The organism is Burkholderia sp. CpTa8-5 (assembly GCF_017815045.1).
GTDB lineage: Bacteria > Pseudomonadota > Gammaproteobacteria > Burkholderiales > Burkholderiaceae > Burkholderia > Burkholderia sola.
In genome coordinates this window covers 126,761-153,575 of sequence record NZ_JAGIQD010000003.1, presented here as the reverse complement: position 1 = coordinate 153,575, position 26,815 = coordinate 126,761, and the positions used below count along the sequence as shown (strand labels likewise).

Here is a 26,815-nt window from a genome sequence, read left to right as displayed (position 1 = left end):
AGTTGAGTAGGGTTTTTTGAATTCCCGGCACACCGCGCACCCAGGCGCACGGACAAATTAATGGAGAATTAAAGTCTATCGATCCCTTTCGTTTGTTTCAGGAACTGTCGATCGCAAGGCAACAACTTCAATTCCGCCAAGCACCACAGGAATTCGATCGCTTTCCTTTTTTTCGAGCCCCCTCCCCACAACCTCAAACGAGAAACACGGAAAATATATTGCATTAGGACATATTAAAAAATAATCAGGAACACGCATTCTTTCCTGATCTCCATATACCGAATTAACATAGGCAACAGTTCCATCCCACCCCTTTCCTTCGTATTTCCTTTGCCATACGATATTGCGCACATATCGTCCGCCAGAATCTTCCAAAGCAATTTCGTCGACTGCGGTAGTTTTATTCGCAACACTCGAACTTGACACACCCGACCCAGCCACAAAGCAACTAAACGATAGCTTACCGCGTATAGCAGCCCCATCCAGCTTCATCACAAGATAAAAATCAAATGACACAATTCCATTATTTACATTCATAGACGAATCAACCGTTTTTGACGATATATTTTCACCGAGAATGTACCCACACCGACTCTCCAAAAGAAATATATTATCTCTATAATTGGATCGACCATTAGAAGCCAACTCAGCTATCGCAGCCCCATCGAGCCAAAAAAATGCCACCAACGCTAAAAATACATTTCTCACGACAATTTCCGCCTTGTGAAATTTTCCGGCCACGTTAGATCCTCTTGATTTGGGCCCTTGAAAACCACAATATCAGTCAGAACCATTAGCGCATTAATGAACGACGTCGACCGATCTACTAGACCATTCATGTTTGGTGGATTCCTGCCTGTAGCCCCCGGATAATTCACTGCCGCAGCACAATTCGCAAAGGACTGGTTGTAATACCACACCTTAACACCGGCATTTGTTCGGATTGTCCTTCTTTCATTCACACTCATCTCGTCCGCATATTTATTCGCACTATCCACCCGTGGTCGCGCCGGATTGTTCGCCGTTGGCATTGATTTTCCGGACCAAACCCAATAAGCGCCTGCACTATGACTCGCATGACAAACATCTCTTGCAATCTCATTTCGCCACCGCACCTCCTGCTCCCCTGGTGGCAAACGCGGGTTTCGACCAATAAATTTAAAATATTTATAATAATTATTATTTCCGCCACCCATATTTCCGTTAGGATTTGTCAACTGCAGAAAACCCCGACCAAACCAACCACCGTGCAGATCTGTCGCACCATCGTTGCGATTCCCTTCCGCAAGATAGCGGAACCATCCTGTTTCCTGTGTGGCATTTGCCATAAAACACGCCTGTCGACTAGGGGTATCAAGCTTGAACTTCCTCATCGAATTGTTCAAACCCAGTCCAAATCTATCAAGCAAAGATGAAGCATAATCTGGATTTGGCGATTCCCATACTCCCTGAGAGGGCGAATTATGCGACCCGGGCTTTCTAATAACGCGATCCGGTATAAGCTGAATCATCTCCTTCTTACTGAGCCACCCGCACTTCCTGAAGTGCCGAATAAATTCAAGCGGATGAAAATACCAGAACTTCTGATCTGCTAGCGACGATTCGGACGGCAACTTGTCCAGAAACTGAAAATTCCCGAGGAACTTAATAAACGAGGCATAGCCATCTGGGTTGGTATCTTTCTGCTTGCCAAAGAATCCATCTGGTCCATTCAGACCTTTATAGCGATCGTCGTTGTACAAGGGATCCCACTCGCTGCGCGCGTTGAACACCAACCCTCTGAGCTTTGTGCGCACACCCTCTGCATTCCGCACATAGCCTGCGAGCAACTGGTTGGCATTATCGTCGTTGTTATTGTCGTATTCGAGCGGCTGGATCATTCCGGACGTTGCCTGTGGATCAGCAACGCCGGTCAGACGGCAAAGCTCATCGTATCCGCATAACCCGTCCTGATTAAACGGCGTATTGCTTTCGTCAACTTTTTGCCAGCCCTTGAAGAATGGAAAGTCGGCGTCCGACAATTTGATGATCTCGTCAGCAGCGATGTTGACATATCCTTGCGTGCCATTCTCATCGATGGGCACTGCGACCCAAGTAGCAGGAGCTTCTCCCGGCACCACCGCACTTGAAAGAATTCGCCCAAAGCGCAGCATTTCATAGCCATCACTCGGACACTCTGAATAGAGTGCTACCGCTCGATCATACAGATCATATTCATACTGTTCCGTTTCTCCGTCGTACGGGTCAGCAACCGGAACCTGTGTAAGCAGGATAACGTCGCCGCTGCTGCCACGGTCGATCCACGCGCATGTATAGCGCCGCCCCTTGTTGAACCACGCTTCCACATAAAGGATGTCTTGCTCACCAATTGAGCCGCCTGGCAGTCGCGGAAACCAGTCGTCCGTCATACCCGCCGGCTGCGCGACAAAATCCTGTGGACCCTTAATGATGAAATAGGAATGTCCCCAGTAGTCGCTCGACGCAGGCTGAACAAGATCTTTCTCACCCAGTTGAACGTGGTGGCCGTCCTGATCAAACCAGGCTGTAAAGTCAGCATCCGACATGAAAACTTCGAAATGCAGATGCCGCACCCCCTGATGCTGACCGACGTATCCGAGCATGTCCTTGCGGTACACCTTCTTTGCGCCGCCCGGCTGAACGATTCCGTCTTTGCCGCCCGCCGTATCGAGCAGCCATTTGGGGAGGGCACTCATCGATCCCTCGGCCGGCGGATCGGTTGGCTGGGGAGCAAGCCACTCCTGTTCGGTCATGTCCAGCAAATGCATATATAGTGAGTAGAACGTGATCGTTCGCCCATGTCCTGTCTCTGTCTTATGTCTGAGTAAGACGAATCCCGCATTCGAGTTCAGCGCCGGTTGTCCAGTCGGATCTTTCGCGCCATCAGACAGAGCGCTTTTGCAAACGCGATACGCGACCACCTCGCCGTCAGCAATTGCCCGCACCGGTTCGTGCTGCTCGCCCGGATCCAGGTGAATGCCACAGTGAAAGCGCCGGTCGAAGGCAACGGGATAGACCCCATGATGACCAATCTCGAACTGATCGACGACGTCCATCATAGGGTCCGTCTTTGACGCATCACTAGACGTCGCGCCCGATACGGGAAGGAAGGGAGGGCTGATGATCATGGCTTCAGTGGGACGACGAGTACCGGTCAGAAATCTTCAGGTTGGCCTGCGGTAGCGACGGCAATGGTGTCGTGACGTTGTTCGGCCCGTGAAACGAGAATGACGCCGCCTTTATCGTGAAGGCGCCGGGACAGTGAAATGTCATGTTGCCGTTCTCGATTACGAGCGAAGCTCCACCGCTGTTGAGTGTGATCTTCGACTTGGCCGACACTTGGACGTCCGCACTTTGGCTCGCGACGCGCAACTGCTGCTTCGAGAACAAGTCCATCCCGTCCGTAAGCGCCGCCATCATGACCTTGCCCTTCGCTGCGACAAAATTCAGCCCAAGCTTGTGCGCGCACAGCGAGATCAGGTCACCCGCCACCATGCGCAGCCGCCTGACGATGCTCACGTCCATGTCCCGGCCTGCGGTGACAATCACGTTCTCGCCCGTCGATTGCTGCAGTGATTTCGGTGTCACGAACGCGATGCCGCCGGGAGCACTCGCAAGCAGCCCCGCGTCGCGGAGCTGATCGAGGCCGTCGAGCAGCGCCGCCTGCGTCGCACGGTCCGCAGGGTCGGCCTTGGCTTGCGTCGTCGCAGCCGCAAGGTCCGTTACACGCTGCAATGCTGTCTTGAGTTGCGCGATAGCGGCGGGCATGTCGAGATGCGGTGTCTCGGATCCACCTGCTGCGTCTGCCGAAACGAACAGCCCCTTCGGCGCGCGCAACGTGCCCCAGTTCTGCGTGGTCAATTCGAAGCCCTGGCCGCGCTTGTTCTTGTCCCCGTCGACCAGATGGCCCATGTTGAGCGACGACTGCCCGAACACCGTCGCCAACCGGATACCCTCGTGGTCTTTCAGATCCTCGAAGCGCAACTTGTTGCCGAGCAAGGGCGAGCGGAATACGGCGCGGCTGTACCACCCTTCCTTGCCGTGAACGAGGTCGCGACGCGCATGGTCATGCAGCGCCCCTGCGATCAGCAGGCGGTCGCAATTTCCCTGGGTCGCGACGACGCGTACTTCGGACCGCGGCAGCAAGGGGATGTGCAGGCCGCCCTGATACGACGCCGACGTACGCAGCACACGCAACGGCATGCTGTTCGTGCCGTGCTTGCCGCTGTGCCGGGTGAACAGGAGCCTGACGCGATAGCGGCCATATTCGTCCATCCATGCGTACGGCTCGTCATCGCCGGACTCGACCACACCGATCAGCATGCCGGCGATCCATCGCCAATGCTTTTCAGGAACGTATTCGGGCCGGTAGGTCTGATGCGCGGGGATCGCTTCGAAGGTGTTGACCACCGACTGGCTCCGGCTACCGGTCGTGACGAGCTTCGTGATCACCATCCCGTGCGGCGCCTCGTGCACCTCGTCATTGGTGATCCGCACCACCATGCCAGGCGTCATGCCGATGACGTTACTCGTGCCGTTGAGCCGCACTTGCCGCGTGAGCAGTTCGTCACGCCGCGCGTCAGCCAGCGCCTGCCCTTCCTCGACCGAATGGAAATGCTCGACGCTGCGGTTCACGCTCCCGTATACCGAGCGATCGTCATAGGCCACGATCGATTCGACCTGCAGCGGATCGTCAGGTATGCGGTAGTTGCGATCCCATTCGCGAACCGTCTGCGGCACCAGCGCGCGCGTGACTTCCAGCGTCAGAATCGCCTCGTGCCAGCTCGTCAGACCGGAATGCGGCATCACCGGCACCTCGAGCGCTCGCATATAGCCTCGAGGCGTATTGCCGAACACCAACGTGTCGCGTTGCGGGCCGTCCTCCTTCTTCGCCTGCTTGAAGTAGTAATAGACTCCCACGCGCCGGCAGTGCCGGTCGATAAAGTTCGCGACCGTCTCTTCGTACATCACGGTTTGCTCGAACTTCCCGTCGAGCCCTTCCAGCTCGAACTCGACGTCGAAGGATTGGAACAAGTCGCGATCGACGATCATGTCGCTCAGCAGCTCGCGCAACGACCTGTCCAGCAATACGGCCGAATCGTGCACCTCTTCAAGCAGCGAGAAACGCGGCTTCAGATGGACTTGGTAGGTGGCTTCGTCGCGAGACGTTCTGACGCGAGTCCATTGTGTTACGACGCCGTGCACGGTACGCACTGCATGCCGAACCGGATGGATCACATCCGCCATCGACGGCACGGAAGCGTGTTCCTCGATCGTGAAGACTGCCGGCTGGCCCACAATCGTCGCACCGTCGATCCGCTTGTCCTGCGAGGTCACGATGATGTCCGCGAGGAATCGCGTATTCATTTCCTCGGTCAGAACGAATGACAGAACGGAGACCGGCGCATCGAGCGCCGCGATCTCGAGATGCAGCGGTTGGGTAACGACCGAATTGGGGTGTTTCAGTACATCCTGAATGGTTCGCATGGTTGCCGTTGAACGAGAGGTTTTACGCCGGCACGTTCTCCCATTCACGCATTCAGGGACGCAGTGCCACAACGCTCTCGCCAGTGAAGCATGTGTTCACGAAAATGAACACGCACCGGCCACATATCTGGCAATGCGGAATTTTTACAGAATCACATAAATCACTTATCTATTTTATAAATTTTTATTTACTATTAATTAACTTTCTATTTTTTACTATCCCTTATTACCTCAAACCGCGACCCCCAAAAGCATCGCTAAAATCAAACAACTGAATAGGAAATATAGGTCATCATGGGATACAAAAAGGGCTCTCGGCCATCATACGAGAAAGTCAATTCTATCAAAATGAAAGTATATTTCATAAATTATAATATCCTAAAAAATCCCCTATAAATCCTCGACATGCCGAACGATATCAATCCATCTATCTGATACATAATCGAATTTTCGAAATGTAGAAAATTGTCACACTCCAACGTCGGCGCGACATCGGTGACGGATGGATGTCGCGCCCCACAGATCCACTTTCCGACTTTACGACTCGACATCCTCCAGACTGAACACTTCCGTCTTGTCGTTGTACGAAAAGACCTCCCCGTACCGCCCCCAGTCGATCACCGCATCGAGCGTTTCCTCCGCCGCTTCGTCGGACAGGAAATCCTCCAGCTCCTGCTCGAAGCGCACGCGCGGCGCGCGATGGCCCGGGCGCTCGTTCAGCACCTTCCGGATCCGCGCAGCGAGCGGCACGTGCTTCAGCAGGTGATCCGCGAACATCAGCTTGCGCTCCTGCGTGCCGAATTCCGCGAACACGCGCGCGGGCGGCGTCAGGAACACGTCGCCCTCACGCACGTCGGCGAACCCGAGGTGCTGCAGCACTTCCGCGATCGGAAACAGTTCGTCGACTTCCAGATGCAGCGAACGCGCGATTTCCGGCATGTCCGCACGACCGTGGTACGGCGCCATCGCGAGCGTCTCGATCAGGCCGGCCATCAGGTTGGTCGACACGCGCGGCATCCAGCTGCCCAGTTCCAGCCCCTTCTTCGTCGCTTCGCCGGTCTGACGGGCGGTCATCTTCGCGTAGATGTCGTCGACGAGCTTGCGGAAATCGGTGTCGAGCCGGTTGCGCGGGTGCTTGAACGGCACCTTGATCTCGGCGATCACGCGGCCCGGGTTCGACGACAGCACGAGAATGCGATCGCACATGAACACCGCTTCCTCGATGTTGTGCGTGACGATCAGCACCGACTTGATCGGCATGCGGCCTTGCGTCCACAGATCGAGCAAATCGGTACGCAGCGTTTCGGCCGTCAGCACGTCGAGTGCGGAGAACGGCTCGTCCATCAGCAGAATGGTCGGATCGACGACCAGTGCGCGTGCAAAACCGACGCGCTGACGCATGCCGCCCGACAGTTCTCGCGGGTACGCGTTCTCGAAGCCGTCGAGACCGATCAGGTCGATCGCGGCCAGCGCGCGTTCGCGCCGCTCGCGCGCGCCGACGCCGAGCGCCTCCAACCCGGCTTCCACGTTCTGCAACACGGTGAGCCACGGGAACAGCGCGAAAGTCTGGAACACCATCGCGACGCCTTCGGCCGGGCCGCGCAGCGGCTTGCCGAGATAGGTCACTTCGCCGCCGGTCGGCTCGATCAGCCCGGCGATGATCCGCAGCAGCGTCGACTTGCCCGAGCCCGAGCGGCCGAGCAGGCCGACGATCTCGCCTTCGCGCAGCGACAGGTTCGCGTCGTCGAGCACGAGCAGTTCGCCCTGCGTCTTGTTGAAGCCGCGGTTCACGTGCTCGACGCGCAGGATTTCTTCGCCGAGCCGCGGCGGCTGCAGCGGTTGAGACGTCTTGACGGGGGCGTTGACAACGGTCGAATTTTGCATCGCGCTTACTCTCAATCGAGACGGAGCCGGGATTCCGCATAGGCGTACATCGGACGCCACAGCAGGCGGTTGAACAAGGTAACGAACAGGGACATCACGGCGATGCCCAGGATGATCTTCGGGAAATCCCCGGCGGCGGTGGTCTGTGCGATATACGCGCCGAGGCCGTGCGCGACGACCTTCGTGTCGCCCCACTGCACGAACTCCGACACGATGCTCGCGTTCCACGCACCGCCCGACGCGGTGATCGCGCCCGTCACGTAGTACGGGAAGATGCCGGGCAGCATCGCCTGGCGCCACCACTGCCAGCCGCGGATGCGGAAATTCTTCGTCGCTTCCTTGTAATCGTTCGGATAGGACATCGCGCCCGCGATCACGTTGAACAGGATGTACCACTGCGTGCCGAGCACGATCAGCGGCGACAGCCAGATGTCTGCGTTCAGGTGGAAATGGACGATGACGATCACGAACACCGGAAACAGCAGGTTCGCCGGGAACGCGGCGAGGAACTGCGCGAGCGGCTGGATCTTCTCGGCCAGCTTCGGGCGCAGCCCGATCAGCACGCCGAGCGGCACCCAGATCACCGATGCGATCGCGATCAGCACCAGCACGCGCAGCAGCGTGATGAGCCCGAGCACGAGCACGTGGCCGACCTCGGCCATCGTCACGCCGGTCGCGACGAAGCTGACGACGCGCCATGCGACGTACGCCGTCAGCACGATCACGAACGCGGCCCACACGATGTCGCCGATGCGCGACGAACGGTGCGCGGATGCGCCGCGCACGCGCGTGCCCGTCAGCGACGGCACGCGCAGCGGAATCCGCGCGGCCTGCGACAGCAGCCAGCCGGCCGGCACGAGCAACTGATGGATCAGGTGCGTGCGACGCATCATGTCGAGCAGCCACGATTGCGGCGCATCGCCCGACGCGGTGTTTTCCATCCGGAACTTGTCGGCCCACGCGACGAGCGGGCGGAACAGGAACTGGTCGTAGGCAAGGATCACGACCGACATCGCGACGATCACCCAGCCGACCGCGCCGAGATTCTTGTCCGCGATCGCCTGCGCGAGATACGCGCCGATGCCCGGCAGCGTGATGGTCTGGTTGCCGACCGTGATCGCCTCCGACGCGACGACGAAGAACCAGCCACCCGACATCGACATCATCATGTTCCAGATCAGGCCCGGCATCGAGAACGGCACTTCGAGCTTCCAGAAGCGCTGCCACGACGTCAGATGAAAGCCGCGCGACACTTCGCTCAGGTCGCGCGGCACCGTGCGCAGCGATTGATAGAAGCTGAACGTCATGTTCCATGCCTGGCTCGTGAAGATCGCGAAGATCGCGGCCAGCTCCGCACCGAGCACGCGGCCCGGAAACAGCGCGAGGAAGAACGTGACCGTAAACGAGATGTAGCCGAGCACCGGCACCGACTGCAGGATGTCGAGGATCGGGATCAGCACCATGCCCGCGCGGCGGCTTTTCGCGGCGAGCGTGCCGTAGACGAGCGTGAACGCGAGCGACGCGACCATCGCGGCGAGCATCCGCAGCGTGGTGCGCAACGCGTATTCAGGCAGGTTCGACGGATCGAGCGAGATCTTCTGCGTCTGCAGCACGCCGATCGGCGCCATCGTCTCGTGAAAGCCGACGATCGCCATCGCGAGCATGCCGATGATCAACGGAAACGCGACCGCGTCCCAGCGGTTGGGCAGCACGCGCCACGCGGACGCGTTGGCGGTGCGATTCGGATCGAAGAAACGGATATCCATCGGTAGCGTCTTGTGTCTTGTGTTGAATTAAAAATCGATGGGTCCGGACGCATGCCGCGCAGCCTGCTCGCAGCCGCGGGGCGAATCAGGACAGCCCGTGCAGTGCGAACGGCAGCGCCGAGCCTTCCTTGACGAAGCGTGGATCGACGCCGAGATGAGTGCCGGCATCGACGATGCCGCCGGCAATGATCGAAGAAAACAGCGCGAAGCTGGCGGTGCGCATGCGGTGACCGACCGCACCGCCCGTTTCCGTTGCCGCGAGGTTCGGCATGAAGGGCTCCGGAGAGGGGATTCGGAGTGGGAGGCTATCGGGCGGCCGTGACGCAAATGTGACGTGTCACTTACAGGACATTGACGGGTCATCCCGCGGGCGGCGCGCATCCCGCCGCCGGGCGCGCACACGGGGGCTCGATCTCGCAACGCGCGGGAATAAATCCGCCGCTTCGCCGGTATCGCATGCGAAGGCGCCGGCTTATTCCAGGACGATCCGGCCGTCCGGTTTCGTCACACGAATGCGAGGCTTACATGTCTTCATCGACCCCCACCCGCCCGTCGCGCCGCAAGGCCTTGCAATGCATGGCCTTCGGCGGCCTCGGCACGCTGTTTACGCTGTCGGGCGGCATCCTCACGCCGTTCGACCTCGCGCTCGCGCAGACCGGCGACGCGCACCCGGCCGACGCGGGGCGGCCGCTGTTCGTGCAGATCAGCGATACGCACATCGGTTTCAACAAGGACGCGAATCCCGACGTGTCGGCCACGCTGAAGCAGACGATCGATCTCGTCAACGGGATGCCTGCGCTGCCCGCACTGGCGATCCACACCGGCGACATCACGCATCTGTCCAAGCCCGAGGAATTCGACCACGCGTCGCAGTTGCTGTCCGCGCTGCGCGTGCCGGAACTGCACACGGTGCCCGGCGAGCACGACGTCACCGACGGTTCGGGCGCCGAATATTTCGGCCGGTTCGGCAAGGCGTCGGACAACCGCGGCTATTACAGCTTCGATCACGCGGGCGTGCACTTCATCGGGCTCGTCAACGTGATGCACTTCAAGCCGAACGGGCTCGGCAGCTTCGGCGACGAACAGCTCGCGTGGCTCGCGCAGGACCTGAGAGGCCGCTCGTCGAGCACGCCGATCGTCGTGTTCTCGCACATGCCGATGTGGACCATCTACGAACCATGGGGCTGGGGCACCGGCGACGCGCCGCAGACGATGGCGCTGCTGCGCCGCTTCGGCTCGGTCACCGTGCTGAACGGGCACATCCATCAGATCGTGTCGAAGGTCGAGGGCAACGTGACGTTCCATACCGCCCGCTCGACCGCGTTCCCGCAGCCGACGGCCGGCAACGGGCCGGGCCCCGTGCCGCTCACGGTGCCGCACGACCGGCTGCCGTCGATGCTCGGCGTGACGACCGTCGAGTTCGCCGGCCATCCGGTCGCGTCGTCGCTGCACGATGCGACGCTCGCGTGACAAAAATAAGGAGACCGACATGATCCGCTTCAAACCATCCCGAATCATCGCCGTGCTGATGCTGTTCGGCGCGGCCGCCGGTACGCCGCTGGCCGCGCTCGCGCAGGGCCCGAACGGCCCGCTCGTGACAATCCGCAATTTCATGTTCTCGCCGATGTCGACCACGATCAAGGCCGGCACGACGATCACGTGGAAGAACCTCGACGCGGAGCCGCATACCGTCGTCAACGACGCCGGCATCTTCCATTCGAAGGCGCTCGACCAGGACGAGACGTATTCGTTCCGCTTCGACAAGCCGGGCGTCTACAAGGTGTTCTGCGGAATTCATCCGTATATGAAGGAGACGATCACCGTCGAATGACGCGGCTCGCCACGCAACGCGCCGGGAACGACGGGCGGCAGCAAAAAACACAAGCCGCCATTGCGCAGCGGGCGCCCCCGCGCTGTCGATCGCCTAAACTGAATCGAACTGTTCGGTTCCGACCCACCGTCACACGCAGCGAGGCAAGCCATGACCGCGAGCCAGCCGGCACGCATGGACCTCCCCGGGCAAGTCGTGCTCGTGCTCCAGGGCGGCGGCGCCCTGGGCGCGTTCCAGCTGGGTGTATTCCAGGCAATGGACGAGGCCGGAATCCGGCCCGACTGGGTGGTCGGCACGTCGATCGGCGCGATCAACGCGGCGTTGATCGCGGGGAATCCGCCCGAACGGCGCTACGACCAGTTGTCGGCATTCTGGCATCGCGTGACGGAGCGGACCCGCTTCGACGTCCCGCCGCTGCTGCCCGGCTGGGACCGGGTGCTGGCCGAGCTGATGATCATCGGCGGCGGCATCACGGGATTCTTCCAGCCCAATCCGGCGTCGTGGCTCGGGCCGATGGTGCGGCTCGGCGTCGATCGCGCGTCGTACTACCGGATCACGCCGCTGCGCGACACGCTGGCGTCGCTGGTCGATCCCGACCTGCTGAACGCCGGCCATCCGCGGCTGACCGTCAGCGCGGTCAACGCCTGCACGGGGACGATGCGCTATTTCGATTCGCGCGATACGCCGCTCGGAATCGACCACATCATGAGCTCGGGCGCGCTGCCGCCCGCGTTCCCGGCGATACGGATCGACGGCGCGCCGTACTGGGACGGCGGCGTGTATTCGAATACGCCGGTCGAGGTCGTGCTCGACGACAACCCGCGCCGCAGCGCGGTCATCTTCTCGGTGCAGATGTGGAATCCGGCCGGCCCGGAGCCCGAGAGCATCTGGCAGGTGTCGGAACGACAAAAGGACATCCAGTACGCGAGCCGCACCGACAGCCACATCGCGCGCCAGCAGCAGATTCACCGGTTGCGTCACGTGATCCGCGAACTGGTCCGGCACGTGCCGGAAGCCGACCGCGCGTCGCCGGCCGTGCGCCAGCTCGCCGCGTGGGGATGCGAGACCACGATGCACCTGATCAAGCTCGCCGCGCCGCGACTCGACAGCGACAATCAGTGGAAGGACATCGATTTCACGCCTGCCGGCATCGCGGCCCGCCGGGAGGCTGGCTACGACGCGGCGAAACGGGCCATTGCCGCGCGGCCATGGGAACTGCCGATGGACCCGACGGAAGGCTTGACGGTGTTCGATCCGGACGCCGCGCCGGTCGCGGAAAAAACGGCGTGACGCGCGGCAGGCACCGCCTCGCGCCGAGTGCCCCGCAGGGTCAGGCGCGCGCGGCCCGGATATGCGCGCGGCCGGCGTCGCTCACTTCGACCTCGGCCACGCCGCCCGGCGCATGGTGGCGGACCAGATAGCCGCGTGCGCAGGCCTCCTCCCACACCGGCAGGCGCGGGCACGACGTGCGCCACGCGTCGATCACCTCGTCGTACGGCCGCGCGCCGGGCCCGATCCATTCGAGCAGGTCGAGAATCAACGGCTCGATCGATGCCGCTTCACGCTCGGGTACGTCCGGGGGGGCTGCGTGGATCGGCGGCCCATCCGGCTTACGGTAATCGTCGACGATCGTGATGTTCATGGGGAGCTCCTGGAACACCGTCATCCTGATCCGCGAAGGCCGCGCGGGGAAATGAATTTATCTTGCCGATTCCTGCATTTTTCTGCTCGATCGATTTTCGTCGGGCGTACGCCAGTCCGCCGCGGTGCCGGCCACGACCGGACACGACTGCGGCAATGCGTGCCCGAACAGCACGGCCAGCCCGCACGCGGACGTGAACATGCCGAGACCGTCATGCCCGACACCCGGCACTTCGACGACCTGCTGCGCGAGATCGCCCGGATGCCGCTTTTTCAGGTAATCGAAATAGGCGAGCCCGCGCGCCAGCCGGTACGGCCCCTGCGCCATCGCCGCGCATGAACGGTCGATGAAATGCGTATAGGGATTCGTGTCGGCCTGCCCGAGCAGGTACACGACATGACGCGCGACGTAGCGCGTTTCGAGATCGCGCACGTCCTGCGACGCAACGTAAGGCGGCGCCGACTTCAGCCCGTACTTCCATTCGGTCGCGCGCGGGCATACGCCGCCGGCAAGTGCATCGGCATTCGGTCGGGCGTCGTCGAAATACAGGTAACTCGACGGGTTCGCGACCACATAGCGCACCGCAATGCCGGTACGCGCGAGCGCGTCCCCTTCGCGCCCTGCGACCGCATAACGCTGCAGCAACTGCGCGCCGGCAGAGTGGCCAATCAAGACGACCGTCGACAACGACGGGTACAGGCCGCGGTCGGCGAAATGCGCGAGCAATGCGTCGAGCGCCGAGAAGGAGCTGATCGGACCCGGCTGGCGCGCGGGTTCGCCGCCCTTCCATCCTTCCTGCGTCCACGCGAGCGTCGATGCGGGTAGCGAAAACGCGCGCACGTCGGCGCGTGTCAGGAATTGCGGCGCGACGATCATCGTGCCCGCGCCCGCCGCACCGGCCTTTTCGACGACTGTGCGCCCCGATGCGTAGTACGCGTCGGCATTACGCAGCGTGCCGTGAATCACGATGAACACGCGCGTGACGTCGGGCGCGGCCCGGTCGAGCGGATGATCGGCGTAGACCGGCAGCATCGCGCTGCCCTGCGGCGTATCGACGACCATGCGCTGGTCGGCGACGGCCTTGACCGGCGCTTCGAGCCGTTCGCGCTGCGCGGGCGTGGCGGCTTCGGCCTGCAGCGCGCCGGCCAGCGTGCCGGCGGCGGCGCAGGCTACCGCGAGCGGGACGGCGTATGACAAGGCGCGCGCGGCCGGCAGCGCACACGAGCGTCGGAGACTGGCAAACGCGACGGAAAGGACGGACATGGCGGCGACTCGGGAGGCAGATATGACTTGAACGGCGATGGTCGCAGAATCCGTCGCGCGCCGCCGGGCCGTTGCGAACAACCGATCAGCCGGCCGGTTGCGCACCGCGTTCGGCGTCGATGCACCGTTGGCCGGAGCGGCTCGCGCGCGGCGGTATGAGATTGCCGACAAGACGAACTAAAACTAGCGAGTTCATCGAGAGCGATTCACGGCGCCGCCGATCCGCCCCCGTGATTACGGTTTCCTATCAACCCCATTGCCGACAGTGCTTTCAAACATATCGTCAAAATACGATATAAGATTCGCCCATCGACGATACTTGTTTGCCCGATCGAAACACCCACCTTTCCATGCCGACCGAACTCGACATCGACGCGATCCTGAAAGCGCTCTCGAACCCCGTGCGCCGGGAGATCCTCGTCTGGCTGAAAACGCCCGGCGAGCATTTTCCGCAGCAGACGCTGCCGTACGAACACGGCGTCTGCGCGGGCCAGATCGACGCGCGCTGCGGGCTGTCGCAGTCGACCGTCTCCGCGCACCTCGCGACGCTGCAGCGCGCGGGGCTCGTGACGTCGACGCGGATCGGCCAGTGGGCGTTCTTCCGTCGCAACGAGGCCGTCATCGACGCATTTCACGACGCCCTGCGCCGCGAACTCTAGCCAACGGCCGAACCGGCCATCCGGGGCGCCGTCGCGCACGACGCGCACGCTTCCCCGCCTTTCGTGAAGAGGTTATCTGCCATGCCCACGTTGTTCGATCCCGTTACGCTCGGCGACCTGACCCTGCCGAACCGCATCGTGATGGCGCCGCTCACCCGCTCCCGTGCGGGCGCGGCGCGCGTGCCGAACGCGCTGATGGCGCGCTACTACGCCGAGCGCGCATCGGCCGGCCTGATCATTACCGAAGCGACGTCGGTCACGCCGCAAGGCGTCGGCTATGCCGACACGCCGGGCATCTGGTCCGACGAGCAGGTCGAAGGCTGGAAGCAGATCACGCAGGCCGTGCACGCGGCCGGCGGGCGCATCGTGCTGCAACTGTGGCACGTCGGCCGGATCTCCGATCCGATGTTCCTGGACGGCGAGCTGCCGGTCGCACCGAGCGCGATCGCCGCGGGCGGCACCGTGAGCCTCGTGCGTCCGCCGCGTCCGTTCGTGACGCCGCGTGCACTCGAACTCGACGAAATTCCGGGCATCGTCGCCGCGTACCGCAAGGGCGCCGAGAACGCGAAGGCGGCGGGCTTCGACGGCGTGGAGATCCACGGCGCGAACGGCTACCTGCTCGACCAGTTCCTGCAGGACAGCACCAATCGCCGCACCGACGCATACGGCGGCCCGATCGAGCATCGCGCGCGCCTGCTGCTCGAAGTGGTCGACGCGGCGATCGACGTGTGGGGCGCCGGCCGGGTCGGCGTGCACCTCGCCCCGCGCGGCGACGCGCATACGATGGGCGATTCCGATCCGGCGGCAACGTTCGGTTATGTCGCGCGCGAACTCGGCCGCCGCAAGATCGCGTTCATCTTCACGCGCGAATCGTATTCAGGCGACCAGTTGAGCCCGCGCCTGAAGGAAGCGTTCGGCGGCCCGCTGATCGCGAACGAGCAGTTCACGCTCGACACCGCGCAGGCCGCGCTCGCGAACGGCAGCGCCGACGCGATCGCCTGGGGCAAGCTGTTCATCGCGAACCCGGACCTGCCGCGCCGCCTCGAAATCGGCGCGCCGCTCAACCAGCCGGTGCCGGAGACGTTCTACGCGGAAGGCGAAACGGGCTACACCGACTACCCGGCGCTGAGCGACGCGGCCTGACGGTGGAACGGCGCGGGTTCAGGCGGGCACGTCCGCACGCATGAACACGCGCCGCGTTTCGTCGAGGCCGAGCGCGACGTGGTGCGCGCGGATCGCGCGCAGCGCGTCGTCGAGCGCCGCATCGTCGATGATCCGAAACCCGAGACGTGCGTAGTACGGCGCATTCCACGGCGCATCGCGAAACGTCGACAGCACCACCTGCTCGACGTGCTCCCGCGCCGCGCGCGCGATCACCTGCTCGATGAGACACGCGCCGATCCGCTGCCCGGCATGCGACGGCGCGACATCCAGTTCCTCCAGATACAGCCGCCGCGCATCGAGCAGCCGATAGAACGCGAATCCCACGCACGTGCGTTGCGGACCGACCGCGACGTACGCGCGACCGTCGTCGATCCGCTCGAGCACGGCGGCCGCATCGGTCGGCTCGGCATCGGCGATGTCGGCCATGCCGATCTCGCGAAACCGCTGCGCGGCGGCGACTTCCACGGCGGCCATCGCGGCCGCGTCTTCCCGCGTGGCGGGGCGAATCAGGATCGAGGCAGGCATGACGGCATTTCGGGCAGGCAGTCTGGAACGGCCGTCACTATAATCGAAACTTCATACGTATCGTTTCGAACGATTTCGAACGCCCGATCCACGAGGTCCGTCATGACGCTGTCCGCACTCGCCGTCTTCGCCTTCGCCCTGCTCGTCACCGCCGGCACGCCCGGCCCGAGCGTCGCCGCGCTCGTCGCGCGCGTGCTGACGAACGGCGTGCGCGACGTGCTGCCGTTCCTCGCGGCCATGTGGCTCGGCGAGGCGCTGTGGCTCACGCTCGCGGTCGCGGGGCTGTCCGCGTTCGCGCACACGTTCGCGACCGGCCTGATCGTGCTGAAGCTGCTCGGCGTCGCGTACCTGCTGTTCCTCGCGTGGAAGATGTGGACCGCGCCGACCGGCACGGGCGCGGACGACCTGCCGCGCGGCCAGTCGCCGTGGCGCATGTTCGTCGCCGGGATGCTGGTCACGCTCGGCAATCCGAAAATCATGATCTTCTATCTCGCGCTGCTGCCGACCATCGTCGACCTCACGCACGTCGGCGTCGCCGCATGGGCCGAACTGGTCGGGACGATGCTCGCGGTGTTGATCCTGGCCGACTGCTTCTGGTCGCTGCTCGCGTCCCGGGCACGGGCCTTCCTGACGTCGGCGCGCGCGAAGCGGATCGCGAACCGCACGAGCGCGACCGCGATGGCCGGTGCGGCAGTCGCGATCGCGACGCGGTAGTCCCCGGCGACGCGCCGGCCGCTAACAGCGAAACGCCTTGCGCCACACGCCCTGCTGCGGCGTGTGATCGTTGCATTCGATCAGCGCACGCACCAGCGCCCAGTCGTCGTCATCGCAGAAATCGAGCAGCATCGCGCCGTACGGGCCGGGCTGCTCGCGCAAGCGCTCGGCGAGCCGCGCATGAATGCCCTGCACGCGGCCATCGCCGTGTGCGACCACCGACGGATTCGCGCCCATCCCCGTTCCGCTGCAAAAATTGAGCGCCCAGCGGCCGCTGTCCGGCAGCGGCAGATGCGTCAGCAGCGCGTCGATCGCGCGCCACTTCCACGCGATCGACGCGGCCACCGGCACGCGATACTCGTCCTGGATCACGAACGCGCCGTCCGGATGATCGATCGTGAACGTCGCGTTGTCGGGCCATGCGGTCAGGTCGATGCCGAGCGGCCGGCCGCTGCGGAAACGCCGCAACAGCACGATCGCGCCGCGCACGTCGCCGAGCGCGGGCAGCGTGCCGCCGGCATGCCAGCGCAGCCGCGGGTGCCGCGCGCGATGCGCATCGAACGTCGCATCGAAACTGCGCGTGCACGCATGCGCCGGCCACTCGTCCTTCACCGACATCACGATGCATTCGCGCGGATGCGCATCGAGAAAGCGCGTGCAGCTTGCCAGCACGTCGTCGAACGTCATGCCGAGCGCGATGCCGCCGTGATGGATGTCGAACGCATCGCGCACGTGCCGGCAGCGGATGTCGAGCAGCCGTACGCCATGCGCGAGCTGCGCATCGAGCGGCGCACGCTGCGTGCGCACCAGCGAATCGTCGACCGTATACGCACAGGTGTCATGGCTGCCCGGTAGGGTCAGCGTATGCAGCGGCCGCGCGTCGTCGAGCGCGGACATCCAGTCGGCAGGCGGCATGCGCGTATCGTGGCGCGAAGGGATCATGAATCGATGAATGACAAGGAAAGAAAACCGTGGGTAACGGCGTCGGATGTCGCGGCGCGGGCCGGCGTCTCGCGCTCGGCAGTGTCGCGCGCGTTCTCGCCGACGGCAAGCATCGCGCCGCAAACGCGCGAACGCGTGATGGTCGCCGCGCGTGCGCTGGGCTACCAGGTCAACCTGATCGCGCGCGACATGATCACGCAGCGCAGCAGCATGATCGGCGTCGTGACGGCCGGGTTCGAGAACCCGTTTCGCGCGCGGCTGCTGTCGGACCTGATGGCCGCGCTCGGGCAGCGCGCGCTCACGCCGCTCGTGACCAATGCGGAAGATCCGCGCCAGGTCCGGCAATCGCTCGAGCAACTGCTCAGCTACCGGATCGCGGGGCTCGTGATGACGTCCGCGTCGCCGCCGCTGTCGGTCGCGCAGCAGTATCTCGAACACCGGATTCCGGTCGTGATGATCAACCGCGAAGCGAACCTGCCGGGCGCGGATGTGGTCGTCAGCGACAACGCGGCGGGCGCCACCCACGCCGCGCAGCGGCTCATGCAGGCCGGCGCGCGCCGCCTCGCGTTCGTCGGGCCGCGCGGCACGAGCTACAGCGCGCGGTCGCGCGCCGCGGCGTTCGAGCAGGCGCTCGGGCCACGCGACGCGTCCGACGCGATGCTCGTATGCGTGCTCGACACGCCGTCCGACACCCACGCCTGCGGAATCGACGCCACGCGGCAACTGTTCGCGACCGGCGAGCGGCCCGACGGCGTGTTCTGCTCGTCCGACCTGCTTGCGCTCGGCGTGATCGACGTCGCGCGCCGCGAATTCGGCTTGCGCGTGCCGGACGACCTGCGCGTGATCGGCTTCGACGATATCCCCGCCGCCGAATACGATGCGTATCGGCTGACGACGCTGCGGCAGGACACGCGCGGCCTCGCGCACGCGGCGATCGACCTGCTCGCCGACCGGATGCAGACGTTCGACGGGCCGTCGCGCACATGTGTCGTGCCGGTCACGCAGGTGGTGCGCGACAGCTGCGCGTGACGACGCACGAACGCGCGCGGCCACGCCACGCGTCACTTCAACCCGCCCGCGAACCCGCGCAACAGGTAGCGCTGCACATAACCGGCCACGGCCAGCGTCGGCAGCGACGCCATCAGCCCCGCGCTCATCAGGTCGCCCCAGTCGATGCCGTTCTCCGTCACATAGCCGGCAATCGCGAGCGGCAGCGTGAAGCGGCTCGGCGTCGACACGAACAGCAGCGCGATCAGGAATTCGTTCCACGCCGCGATGAACACGAAGATCGCGGTCGCGATCAGCCCCGGCGCGCACAGCGGCAGCACGATCTGCACGAGCCGCCGCGCGAGCCCCGCGCCGTCGATGCACGCCGCTTCCTCGTATTCGATCGGCACGTCGCGCACGAACGCGAGCAGCATCCAGATCGCCATCGGCAATGCGTAGATCTGGTACGCGAGCATCAGGCCGAGCGTCGAATCGAGCAGGTGCAGCCGCTTCGCGAGCGCGAATAGCGGCACCGCGATCGTGATCGGCGGCATCAGCTTCAACGCCAGCACGAGCATCAGGAACAGCAGGTCGAGCCGCGCCGGAAACCGTAGCCGCACGAGCGCATACGCGGCCGGAAACGCGAGCGCCAGCGCGAGCAGCGTCGTGCCGAAGCCGACCAGCAGCGAATTGAACAGCGGCGCGCCGATGCCGTTCGACCACACCGACGCAAAATGCGAGAAGGTCGGCGCGGCCGGCCAGATCCGCAACGGATGATCGAAACGTTCGAGCGTCGGCATGAAGGCCGCGCCGGCCATCCACAGGCACGGCAGCAGCAACAGCGCGAGCGCGAGGACGCGCAGCGTCCACGGCATCGCGTGACCGAATGCGGCGCTCGCTCGTGCGCGCGGGATGCCCGCCGATCGCGTCGTCATGCGCGCCGCTTGCGAACCGTCTGCCATACGTACCCCGAGACCAGCAGCGCGGACGCCGCGAGCATCAGCACCGACGCGGCGCTCGCCGGCCCGACGTTGAAGAAACGGAAGCCCGTGTCGTAGATATAGGTCGACAGCGTCTGCGTCGCGTTGCCGGGGCCGCCGCCCGTCAGCGCATAGACCTTGTCGAACAGCTTGAACGTGTCGATCGAGCGCAACAGCAGCGCGAGGCCGATCTGCGGCGCCGCGAGCGGCAGCGTGACGTCGCGCAGGCACTGCCACTCGCTCGCGCCGTCGGTGCGCGCGGCTTCGTACAGTTCCTGCGGGATCGACTGCAGCCCGGCCAGCACGATCAGGAACGCCATCGGCGTCCACTGCCACACGTCGACGAGCGCGAGCGACCACAGCGCGAGATGCGGATCGGACAGCCAGCGCACGCCTTCGATGCCGAACGCCGCGAGCAGCGCGTTCAGGAAGCCGTCGAAGTTCAGCCAGTTGCGCCAGATCGCCGAGCACACGAGCGTGGACAGCATCATCGGCAGGATCGCGAGCGGCAGCGCGATGCGCCGCCCGGGAAACGCGCGCACGAACAGCAGCGCGAGGCCGAAGCCGAGCGCGACTTCGGCGAGCGACGCAACGATCGTGAAGCGCAGCGTGTTGCCGAAGCCGGCCGTAAACGCGTCGTCGCCGAGCACCGCGCGATAGTTCGCGAGCCCCGCGAACGCGCGATGGCCCGCCGAATAGTCGACTCGGCAGAACGAGTCGATCAGTACCTGCGCGACCGGATACAACGCCAGCGCGGCGAGCACCAGCAGCGCGGGCCCGAGCAGCGCGACGAACGGCAGGCTGCGACCGAACGCTTTCATCCGCGGCCTCCGGTCGTCGGGTCGACGTTGACGTGCGCGGTCACTTGCCGGCCGCGGCCGCGGCCGTCGCCTGCGCGATCTTCTGCTGCGCCTGGCGCAGCGCGGCGTCGGGCGCGGCCTGCCCCGTCAGCGCAAGCTGCAACTGGTCGCCGAGAATGCTCTCGACCTGCTGCCAGTCCGTCACGCGCGGCCGCGCACGGCCGGCCTCGAGCGCCTTCAGTTGATCGGGATACCAGCGGTACTGGCGCACCAGCGCCGGATCGTTGAACACGCTGCGGCGGGTCGGCGGAATGCCGATGCCGGCGAGGCGCGTCTGCGTATCGCGTGCGGTCAGGTAAGCGAGGAAGTCCTGCGCGAGCTTCGCGTGCGGCGCGTCCTTCGGAATACCCATCTGCCAGATGCCGAGCATCGGGGCCGGGCCCGCGGTCTGCCCCGGCGGCGGCTGCAGCGCGATCTGCCCGACCACGCGCGACTGCTTCGCGTCGTCGAGCGCCGGCACCCACGCGGGCCATACCTCGATCGACTGCGCGGCCGTGCCGCGTTGCAGCGCGTCGCGCACTTCGGCCGCGCCGTACACGTCGACGTCCTTCGGCGCGAACGCCTTCAGCGCGAGGAACGTCTTCAGCGCGGCCTGCGCTTCGCGCGAATCGATCGTCACGTTGCCGGCACGGTCGAACACGTCGCCGCCGTATGCCCACAGGATCGGCAAGAAGCCCGTGACGACCGGGTTGCCCTTCGTGCCGCGGAACACGACGCCCGACACGCTCTTGTCCGCGCCGCCGACGGTCTGTGCGATCTTCAGCACGTCGTCCCAGTTGCGCGGCGGCTGCAGCTTGTACTTCGCGAGCAGGTCCTTGCGATACGCGAACATCTCGACGTTGCCGACGATCGGCAGCGCGTACAGCGCGCCGGCCGCATTGCGGCCGAGCGCGACGGCGGACGGCACGAGATCGGCATCGGCGAGCGATGCGGGCAGCGGCTTCAGCCAGCCGTTGCCGATGAATTCGGGCGCCCACGTATCGTCCATCATCACGAGGTCGTACGCGCCGGTGCCTTCGCGCATCGACAGCTTCAGCTTCTGGTACAGGTTCGCGTTCGGCAGCTTGAGCAGCTCGATCTCGGTGCCCGGATGCAGCTTGGTGAAACCGGCGAAGGCGTCGGCGAGCCCCTTGCCGTAGATGTCGTCGCGTCCCGCGATGACGAGATCCGCCGCGAAAGCGTGCGTGGCGGCGAAGGACAGCGCAACGGCGGCGGACAGCGCGCGCAGGCGGCTCAGCAGGGTCATGTGGTCTCTCTCGATCGGCGTATGGAGCGGAACGGTCATGCGTTGCACACGTGTGCAACGCCGGCGACACGTCGGGTCGCGTGAAGCGTCGCCATTGTTCACGCAGACCGTGAAGGTATTGTGGCAACGCGCAAAGCCGGGCGACCTGACGCGCGCGTTCCGTCAATCCGGGTCCATTCAGTCAAGCATACGGACGGTTTTTTGCAAGCCTCGCTTTCCATCACTCGACCGGCGCCGGACCATGCGCGCGAAGGCAGCACGGCGGCACGCGACCGACGTGCCGCCGCCAGCCGCATCCAGCATCAAAAGTTCACACGAATCCCGGCCATCACTGCCAGTTGCCGGCTCGAATTGCTGTTCGCGAGCACCGGAATCTGCGCGTAGTTCGCCGCGTTGCCGTCCGCATCGGTGCCGAGCCCCGTGCCGCTCGCGATCTGGCCGATCGCGACCGCATACAGCGCGGTGCGCTTCGACAGGCTGTAGTTCGTGCCGACGTTCAGTTGGTGGAAGCGCGTCGTGCCGCGCCCGTCCGTATGGGCGGCATTGAAGATGTACGCAACGCCGCCCTGCAGCGCCGGCGTGAACATGTACGTGACGTTCAGTTCGCCGATGTCGAACGTGAACGCCTGCGTGTGCGGCTGCGCGGCGGTCGAGAAATAGCGGCTGTCGCCGAGACGCGTATGCGTATAGGTCAGCGCGACCGTCGCCGCGCCGAACGTGACCGACCCGCCCGCGCCGAACGCGCGCATCGAGCCCGCATCCTGCAGCAGGCAATACATCGCGCCCGGGTTGCTGCACGCGAAATCGCCAATATAGCCGCTCGCGCCGCCGAGCGCCGCGTCGAGCGGCTGCTGCAGGTCGAGGTAGCCGACCGAGAACGCCACCGGCGCACGCGTGTACGTCGCGGCTACCGCATAGCCGCGCTTCGCGGAAAAATCCCCGGCTTGCCCGCCGAAGCTGAACGTGCCGCCGAACGTGAGGCCGTTGAAATCGGCGCTGGTGAACTTCACCGCGTTGTTGAAGTTGAATGCGGCATTCAGGTTGTCGACGTCGCCGAGATGCGAGCCGTACGGCGTCGCCCAGTTGTTGCTCGACACATACGCGCCGAGCATGTCGGTGTACGAGTCGTATTGCCGGCCGAGGCCGAGCGTGCCGATCGAATCCTGGCGCAGCCCGACCCATGCCTGCCGGCTGAACGCCGTGCCGCCTTGCAGCGCCTGCCCGTTCGCGGACAGAAACTGCTGCTCGAGCGAGAACACCGCGCTGAGCCCGCCGCCGAGCGGCTCGGCGCCCTGGAAGCCGAAGCGGGACGGCACGAGGTTGCCGCCGCCCATCTGCCATGCATGGCCGCCGCCCGTGCTGCCGTCGGCGCGCGTGAACTGCTGGTTCGTCGAATAGATGATGCCGGTATCCACGGTGCCGTACAGCGTCACGCTGCCGGAGGTTTGCGCGTGTGCGTGCATGCAACCCAGCATGGCCGCGGCTGCGGTCAGTCGTCGTCCGTTCTTCATGTCCCGCCCCTCAATGGTCATCGGTTCGCAGTGCAAACCGATGGTGTTGTCGATATGGGTGGCAGGACTTTATCCAGCGAAAATTCCGGACCTCTATCCCAAATCAGCAAATGGTGGAGGGTGCGGCTCGCGACGGCGCCCGGGGGGTGCCGTCACAATGCGCGTACGTCATGCGGGACGCGTCGTCTGGGAAGGCAACTCGCCGAACAGGTCGCGATACTCGCGCGCGAAATAGCCGAGATGCGTGAAACCCCAGCTCGCGGCGGCTTCGCCGACGCCGAGCTGCTGCACCGGCGTCGTGCGCAGCAGGCGACGCACCGCGTTCAGCCGGATCGTGCGCAGGTAGCCGACCGGCGTGACGTCGGCCACGCGCTGGAAGCTCGTTTGCAGCGTGCGGCGGCTGCAGCGCAGCGCGCGGCACAGTTCGAGCACGGTGACGGGTTCTTCGGGCCGCTCGCGCAGATGCTTCTCGCAGCGGCTTACGATATCGCTGTAGGTCGCATGCGTGATGTCGCGACGCTCGACGCCGATGCCCTGTTCGAGCGCGTCGAGGAACATGCCGAGCATCGCGTCGCGAAACATCTTGCGGGTCGCCGCATATTCGAGGCAGCCCGGGTTGCGCTGCGCATCGTCGATCAGCGCCGACAGCCGCACGCCGAGCGCGACGCCCTGCGCGTCGGACAGCCGCGTCACGTGCCGCAGCCTGCGCGCGGCGGCCGCGCCGAATTCGGCTTCGCACAGCTCGTCGATCATGTCGGACGCCGCGCTGATCCCGACGAGCCCCATCCCTTCCGGCGTATGGAATTCGAAATCCTCGCCGGCGCGCAGCGCGAGCAGCGCATAGCCGTCGACGGGCTGGCCCTGGAACGTACCCGCGAGCGGCACGGACAGCGGCACCGCGAGCGACGTGCGCCCGACCGGCGCAAGCCCGGTTTGCGCAACGCGGCGGTTGGTCGTCTCGCGGAAGAAGTGGAAATCGTCGTACAGCACCTGCGTGACGGTGCCCTTGAAGCGGCCCGGCGTCATCTGACGGTAGACCTGATGCCAGCCCGCGATCGCGAGCCCGTGATCGTGCACGTCTTCGTGTGAGCGGGACTGGAACAGCATCGGCGTCTCCGGTAAAACCCTGGGGTGCTGGATGCGGCCGCCGGGTTCGCACGGCACGCATCGCCACAGCTTACCCTCGCAAATTCCTGCGTAGTGCGGTTTCGAATGCAAGACAGGCCCCCGACAGCGCGGCGGCCTGCGCGTCGATCAGCCTGACATAGCGGCGAAACGACGGCATCCGGTTCACGACCTCGCTGCCGCCGAACGGCACGATCGCGAGCGTCCAGCGGCCGTCGCGCGCGTCGATCGCGCAGTCGGTGAAGTGCAGCGGCCGCAGCGCGTCGGCCAGCGACGGCTCGGCAAGCAGCGCGGCCAGCGTGTCGATGAATACGGGGTCGCATCCGGACATGGGCGCGGCATCGATGCCCGTGCAGCGCAGCCAGCCGGTCTGCCGCACGCGCGCGCTGCCTTGCGCGGCCGGGCCTCGGGCGGCCGCCGTCACCTTCACGCTGACCGTATGCATCAGGAACTGGCGCTCGACGCGCTCGTCGATGCTGACGCGCACGCCGTTCGGCAGCCGCGCCGTGACGCCGCCGACTCCACCCCCGGCACCACCGGCATCGCGCACGGCCCGCAGATCGGCGAGCACGCGCGCGGCGATCACGCCGGGCCGATGGCCAGGCGGCGGCGCATCGGGCACCGCGCGCCACCGGGCGAGCGCGGCCTTCACGATGCGACGTGCTCGTTGCGCAGCACGTCCTCGACCGGCACCGGCCTGAACGGATGCCGGCGCTGCACGACGAGCGTCCAGAACAGCGCGTACAGCGCGGTGAGCCCCAGCATCGCGCCGAACGGCACGTAGATGTCGCGCGCGTTCATGCCGGGCGGCGTGATGTACCAGATCGCGAGCACGATCCCGACGCTCGACACGATCTGCGGCAGCGGGAACAGCGGCGAACGGTACGGCCGCGGCAAGTCCGGCCGGCGGATGCGCAGCATCACGACCGACGCGGTGACGAGCAGGTACGCGGTGCCCCATGCGCAGGTCGCGGCGAGCACGAGATGCAGGATGCTGTCGAGATTGCCGTTGACCAGCCACGCATGGAAGATCGGCACGATCGCCGACGCGACGATACCGACCACCGGCGTCTTGAAACGCGGATGCAGGTACGCGAAGCAGCGCGGCAGCGCGCCGTCGATCGCCATCCCGTACAGGATGCGCGGCAGCCCGGCCATCAGCGTGTTGATCGTCGCGGCGCCCGCGCACAGGAACGCGATGCCGAACCAGATCCGCCCGAACGGCCCGAGCACCTGCAGCGCGAACGCGGGAATCGCGCCCGGCGTGTCGAGCAAATGCGTAAGGCCGTCGGGGCTCACCGGCACGTTCGGGACCTGGCGGCGGATCGCCGCGCCGTACAGGAACATGCAGATCGCGACGCCGACGAGGCCGAGCGCCATCGCGCGCGGGATCGTGCGGCCCGGCGCCTTCATTTCCGGCGCGAGCGGCGTGACGAACTCGCAGCCGACGAACATGAACATCGCCATCCCGACCAGCGACAGCACGGCCGGGATCGACGTGCCGACTTCCGACCCGCCGAACCAGCCGTCGAGATGCACGGCCGGCGCGGCCGCGAGCCCGAGGATCCCGAAGATCATCAGCGACAGCCACATGCCGGCCGTCAGCACGATCTCGAGCTTGCTGAACACCTTGATGCCGATGATGTTGGTGATCGCGAACGTGACCACGAGGCCGACGCCGACGAGCCACGAACTGTTGTGCTTCTCGAACGCGGCGTTCAGCGATTCGAAGTTCACGAGCGCCATGATCCCGCTCAGGATCGTCTCCGCGGTGCCGGCGAACACGTGCACGAGGAAATACGCGGAAATCGTGCCGGTGATCGCCCAGAAGCGGCCGAGCCCGCACGACAGGTAATCGTAAACCGAGCCGGCCGTCGGCAGCATCGCGGCGGCTTCGGAGAACGTGGTGGCCTGCGCCTGCATCATCACGAACGCGATGATCATCGCGACCGCGAACGCCCAGCCGCCCATCCCGAAGCCCGACGTCGCGGTGAGGATCACCGGGCTCGCCATGATGAGCCCGACCGCGCTCGCCAGCGCGGTCGGAAAACCGACCGCCCCGGCCTTCAATGCGGCGCCGCCGCCTGCTTCAGCCGGCGAGCCGGCGGACGTATCGCCCGCGGCGCCGGTCATTCCCGACCATCCCGACATCGTTGTCTCCTTCGTGGGTTGGCCCGAACCGGCGCTTCGTCGGCGGCCGGGGCCAGATGC

General features: G+C 64.7%; 24 protein-coding genes. 7 read left to right on the top strand and 17 right to left on the bottom strand.

All coding sequences use genetic code 11. The features are described 5' to 3' along the window. Window positions 1-75 precede the first annotated feature (75 nt). The 6 genes from J8I35_RS06910 to J8I35_RS06885 form a co-directional block, all read right to left on the bottom strand. Entirely contained in the window at window positions 76-741 is a 666-nt protein-coding gene (locus J8I35_RS06910) for a hypothetical protein (RefSeq protein ID WP_209924844.1), read from the bottom strand. After that, window positions 705-3,074, bottom strand: a complete 2,370-nt coding sequence (locus J8I35_RS06905; RefSeq protein WP_348522253.1) for a hypothetical protein — start codon at window positions 3,072-3,074, stop codon at window positions 705-707. The genes J8I35_RS06910 and J8I35_RS06905 overlap by 37 nt, the downstream gene beginning before the upstream one ends. Window positions 3,075-3,150: 76 nt before the next feature. Beyond that, complete coding sequence (locus J8I35_RS06900; RefSeq protein ID WP_209924842.1) at window positions 3,151-5,505, bottom strand: type VI secretion system tip protein VgrG; 2,355 nt, start codon at window positions 5,503-5,505, stop codon at window positions 3,151-3,153. A gap of 537 nt (window positions 5,506-6,042) precedes the next feature. After that, window positions 6,043-7,389: a nitrate/sulfonate/bicarbonate ABC transporter ATP-binding protein gene (locus J8I35_RS06895; protein WP_209924841.1), complete on the bottom strand. Its 1,347-nt coding sequence runs from the start codon at window positions 7,387-7,389 to the stop codon at window positions 6,043-6,045. A gap of 11 nt (window positions 7,390-7,400) precedes the next feature. Next, window positions 7,401-9,155 carry an ABC transporter permease subunit gene (locus J8I35_RS06890; RefSeq protein WP_209924840.1) on the bottom strand — a complete coding sequence of 585 codons (1,755 nt, stop codon included), beginning with the start codon at window positions 9,153-9,155 and terminating at the stop codon, window positions 7,401-7,403. 85 nt (window positions 9,156-9,240) lie between these two features. Continuing rightward, window positions 9,241-9,426, bottom strand: a complete 186-nt coding sequence (locus J8I35_RS06885; RefSeq protein ID WP_209924839.1) for a phosphate transporter — start codon at window positions 9,424-9,426, stop codon at window positions 9,241-9,243. Window positions 9,427-9,680: 254 nt separating this feature from the next. On the opposite strand from J8I35_RS06885, the gene J8I35_RS06880 reads away from it, so the two are divergent. From J8I35_RS06880 to J8I35_RS06870, 3 genes are all read left to right on the top strand, one after another. Beyond that, window positions 9,681-10,625 carry a metallophosphoesterase gene (locus J8I35_RS06880; RefSeq protein ID WP_209924838.1) on the top strand — a complete coding sequence of 315 codons (945 nt, stop codon included), beginning with the start codon at window positions 9,681-9,683 and terminating at the stop codon, window positions 10,623-10,625. Between the two features lie 19 nt (window positions 10,626-10,644). Continuing rightward, window positions 10,645-10,986, top strand: coding sequence for a cupredoxin family copper-binding protein (locus J8I35_RS06875; protein ID WP_209924837.1), 342 nt, complete (start codon window positions 10,645-10,647; stop codon window positions 10,984-10,986). 150 nt (window positions 10,987-11,136) lie between these two features. Further along, window positions 11,137-12,276 (top strand): patatin-like phospholipase family protein, encoded by a 1,140-nt coding sequence (locus J8I35_RS06870; protein WP_209924836.1) that lies wholly within the window; start codon window positions 11,137-11,139, stop codon window positions 12,274-12,276. A gap of 40 nt (window positions 12,277-12,316) precedes the next feature. On the opposite strand, the gene J8I35_RS06865 is transcribed toward J8I35_RS06870, so the two are convergent. Beyond that, entirely contained in the window at window positions 12,317-12,628 is a 312-nt protein-coding gene (locus J8I35_RS06865; RefSeq protein ID WP_209924835.1) for a 3-phosphoglycerate dehydrogenase, read from the bottom strand. A gap of 57 nt (window positions 12,629-12,685) precedes the next feature. Continuing rightward, complete coding sequence (locus tag J8I35_RS06860) at window positions 12,686-13,891, bottom strand: alpha/beta hydrolase (RefSeq protein ID WP_245170138.1); 1,206 nt, start codon at window positions 13,889-13,891, stop codon at window positions 12,686-12,688. 350 nt (window positions 13,892-14,241) lie between these two features. Between J8I35_RS06860 and J8I35_RS06855 the strand changes: the two genes are divergently transcribed. Both J8I35_RS06855 and J8I35_RS06850 read left to right on the top strand, forming a co-directional pair. After that, window positions 14,242-14,550: a helix-turn-helix transcriptional regulator gene (locus tag J8I35_RS06855; RefSeq protein ID WP_050017453.1), complete on the top strand. Its 309-nt coding sequence runs from the start codon at window positions 14,242-14,244 to the stop codon at window positions 14,548-14,550. An 81-nt stretch (window positions 14,551-14,631) separates the two neighbouring features. Further along, entirely contained in the window at window positions 14,632-15,693 is a 1,062-nt protein-coding gene (locus tag J8I35_RS06850; RefSeq protein ID WP_124638467.1) for an alkene reductase, read from the top strand. A gap of 18 nt (window positions 15,694-15,711) precedes the next feature. Here J8I35_RS06850 and J8I35_RS06845 read toward each other — a convergent pair whose 3' ends face one another. After that, window positions 15,712-16,239: a GNAT family N-acetyltransferase gene (locus J8I35_RS06845; RefSeq protein ID WP_209924834.1), complete on the bottom strand. Its 528-nt coding sequence runs from the start codon at window positions 16,237-16,239 to the stop codon at window positions 15,712-15,714. A 102-nt stretch (window positions 16,240-16,341) separates the two neighbouring features. On the opposite strand from J8I35_RS06845, the gene J8I35_RS06840 reads away from it, so the two are divergent. Further along, window positions 16,342-16,953 carry a LysE family translocator gene (locus J8I35_RS06840; RefSeq protein WP_050017450.1) on the top strand — a complete coding sequence of 204 codons (612 nt, stop codon included), beginning with the start codon at window positions 16,342-16,344 and terminating at the stop codon, window positions 16,951-16,953. Window positions 16,954-16,974: 21 nt separating this feature from the next. On the opposite strand, the gene J8I35_RS06835 is transcribed toward J8I35_RS06840, so the two are convergent. Next, window positions 16,975-17,895 carry a phosphatidylinositol-specific phospholipase C gene (locus tag J8I35_RS06835; RefSeq protein ID WP_160300530.1) on the bottom strand — a complete coding sequence of 307 codons (921 nt, stop codon included), beginning with the start codon at window positions 17,893-17,895 and terminating at the stop codon, window positions 16,975-16,977. Window positions 17,896-17,901: 6 nt separating this feature from the next. On the opposite strand from J8I35_RS06835, the gene J8I35_RS06830 reads away from it, so the two are divergent. Beyond that, window positions 17,902-18,924 (top strand): LacI family DNA-binding transcriptional regulator, encoded by a 1,023-nt coding sequence (locus tag J8I35_RS06830; protein ID WP_209924833.1) that lies wholly within the window; start codon window positions 17,902-17,904, stop codon window positions 18,922-18,924. 32 nt (window positions 18,925-18,956) lie between these two features. On the opposite strand, the gene J8I35_RS06825 is transcribed toward J8I35_RS06830, so the two are convergent. From J8I35_RS06825 to J8I35_RS06795, 7 genes are all read right to left on the bottom strand, one after another. Continuing rightward, window positions 18,957-19,817 (bottom strand): carbohydrate ABC transporter permease, encoded by an 861-nt coding sequence (locus J8I35_RS06825; protein WP_050017508.1) that lies wholly within the window; start codon window positions 19,815-19,817, stop codon window positions 18,957-18,959. Then, the gene (locus J8I35_RS06820) at window positions 19,814-20,683 is read right to left on the bottom strand and encodes a sugar ABC transporter permease (RefSeq protein WP_124555964.1); all 870 of its coding nucleotides are present in this window, start codon (window positions 20,681-20,683) and stop codon (window positions 19,814-19,816) included. The genes J8I35_RS06825 and J8I35_RS06820 overlap by 4 nt, the downstream gene beginning before the upstream one ends. 40 nt (window positions 20,684-20,723) lie before the next feature. After that, on the bottom strand, window positions 20,724-21,968 hold the full coding sequence (locus J8I35_RS06815) for an ABC transporter substrate-binding protein (RefSeq protein WP_209924832.1): 1,245 nt from the start codon (window positions 21,966-21,968) through the stop codon (window positions 20,724-20,726). Between the two features lie 302 nt (window positions 21,969-22,270). Further along, window positions 22,271-23,479, bottom strand: coding sequence for a porin (locus J8I35_RS06810; protein WP_209924831.1), 1,209 nt, complete (start codon window positions 23,477-23,479; stop codon window positions 22,271-22,273). 168 nt (window positions 23,480-23,647) lie between these two features. Then, complete coding sequence (locus J8I35_RS06805) at window positions 23,648-24,586, bottom strand: helix-turn-helix domain-containing protein (RefSeq protein WP_050017444.1); 939 nt, start codon at window positions 24,584-24,586, stop codon at window positions 23,648-23,650. 70 nt (window positions 24,587-24,656) lie between these two features. Next, window positions 24,657-25,256: a DUF3156 family protein gene (locus J8I35_RS06800; RefSeq protein WP_209924830.1), complete on the bottom strand. Its 600-nt coding sequence runs from the start codon at window positions 25,254-25,256 to the stop codon at window positions 24,657-24,659. Beyond that, entirely contained in the window at window positions 25,253-26,755 is a 1,503-nt protein-coding gene (locus J8I35_RS06795; RefSeq protein WP_209924829.1) for an APC family permease, read from the bottom strand. The genes J8I35_RS06800 and J8I35_RS06795 overlap by 4 nt, the downstream gene beginning before the upstream one ends. Window positions 26,756-26,815 lie beyond the last annotated feature (60 nt).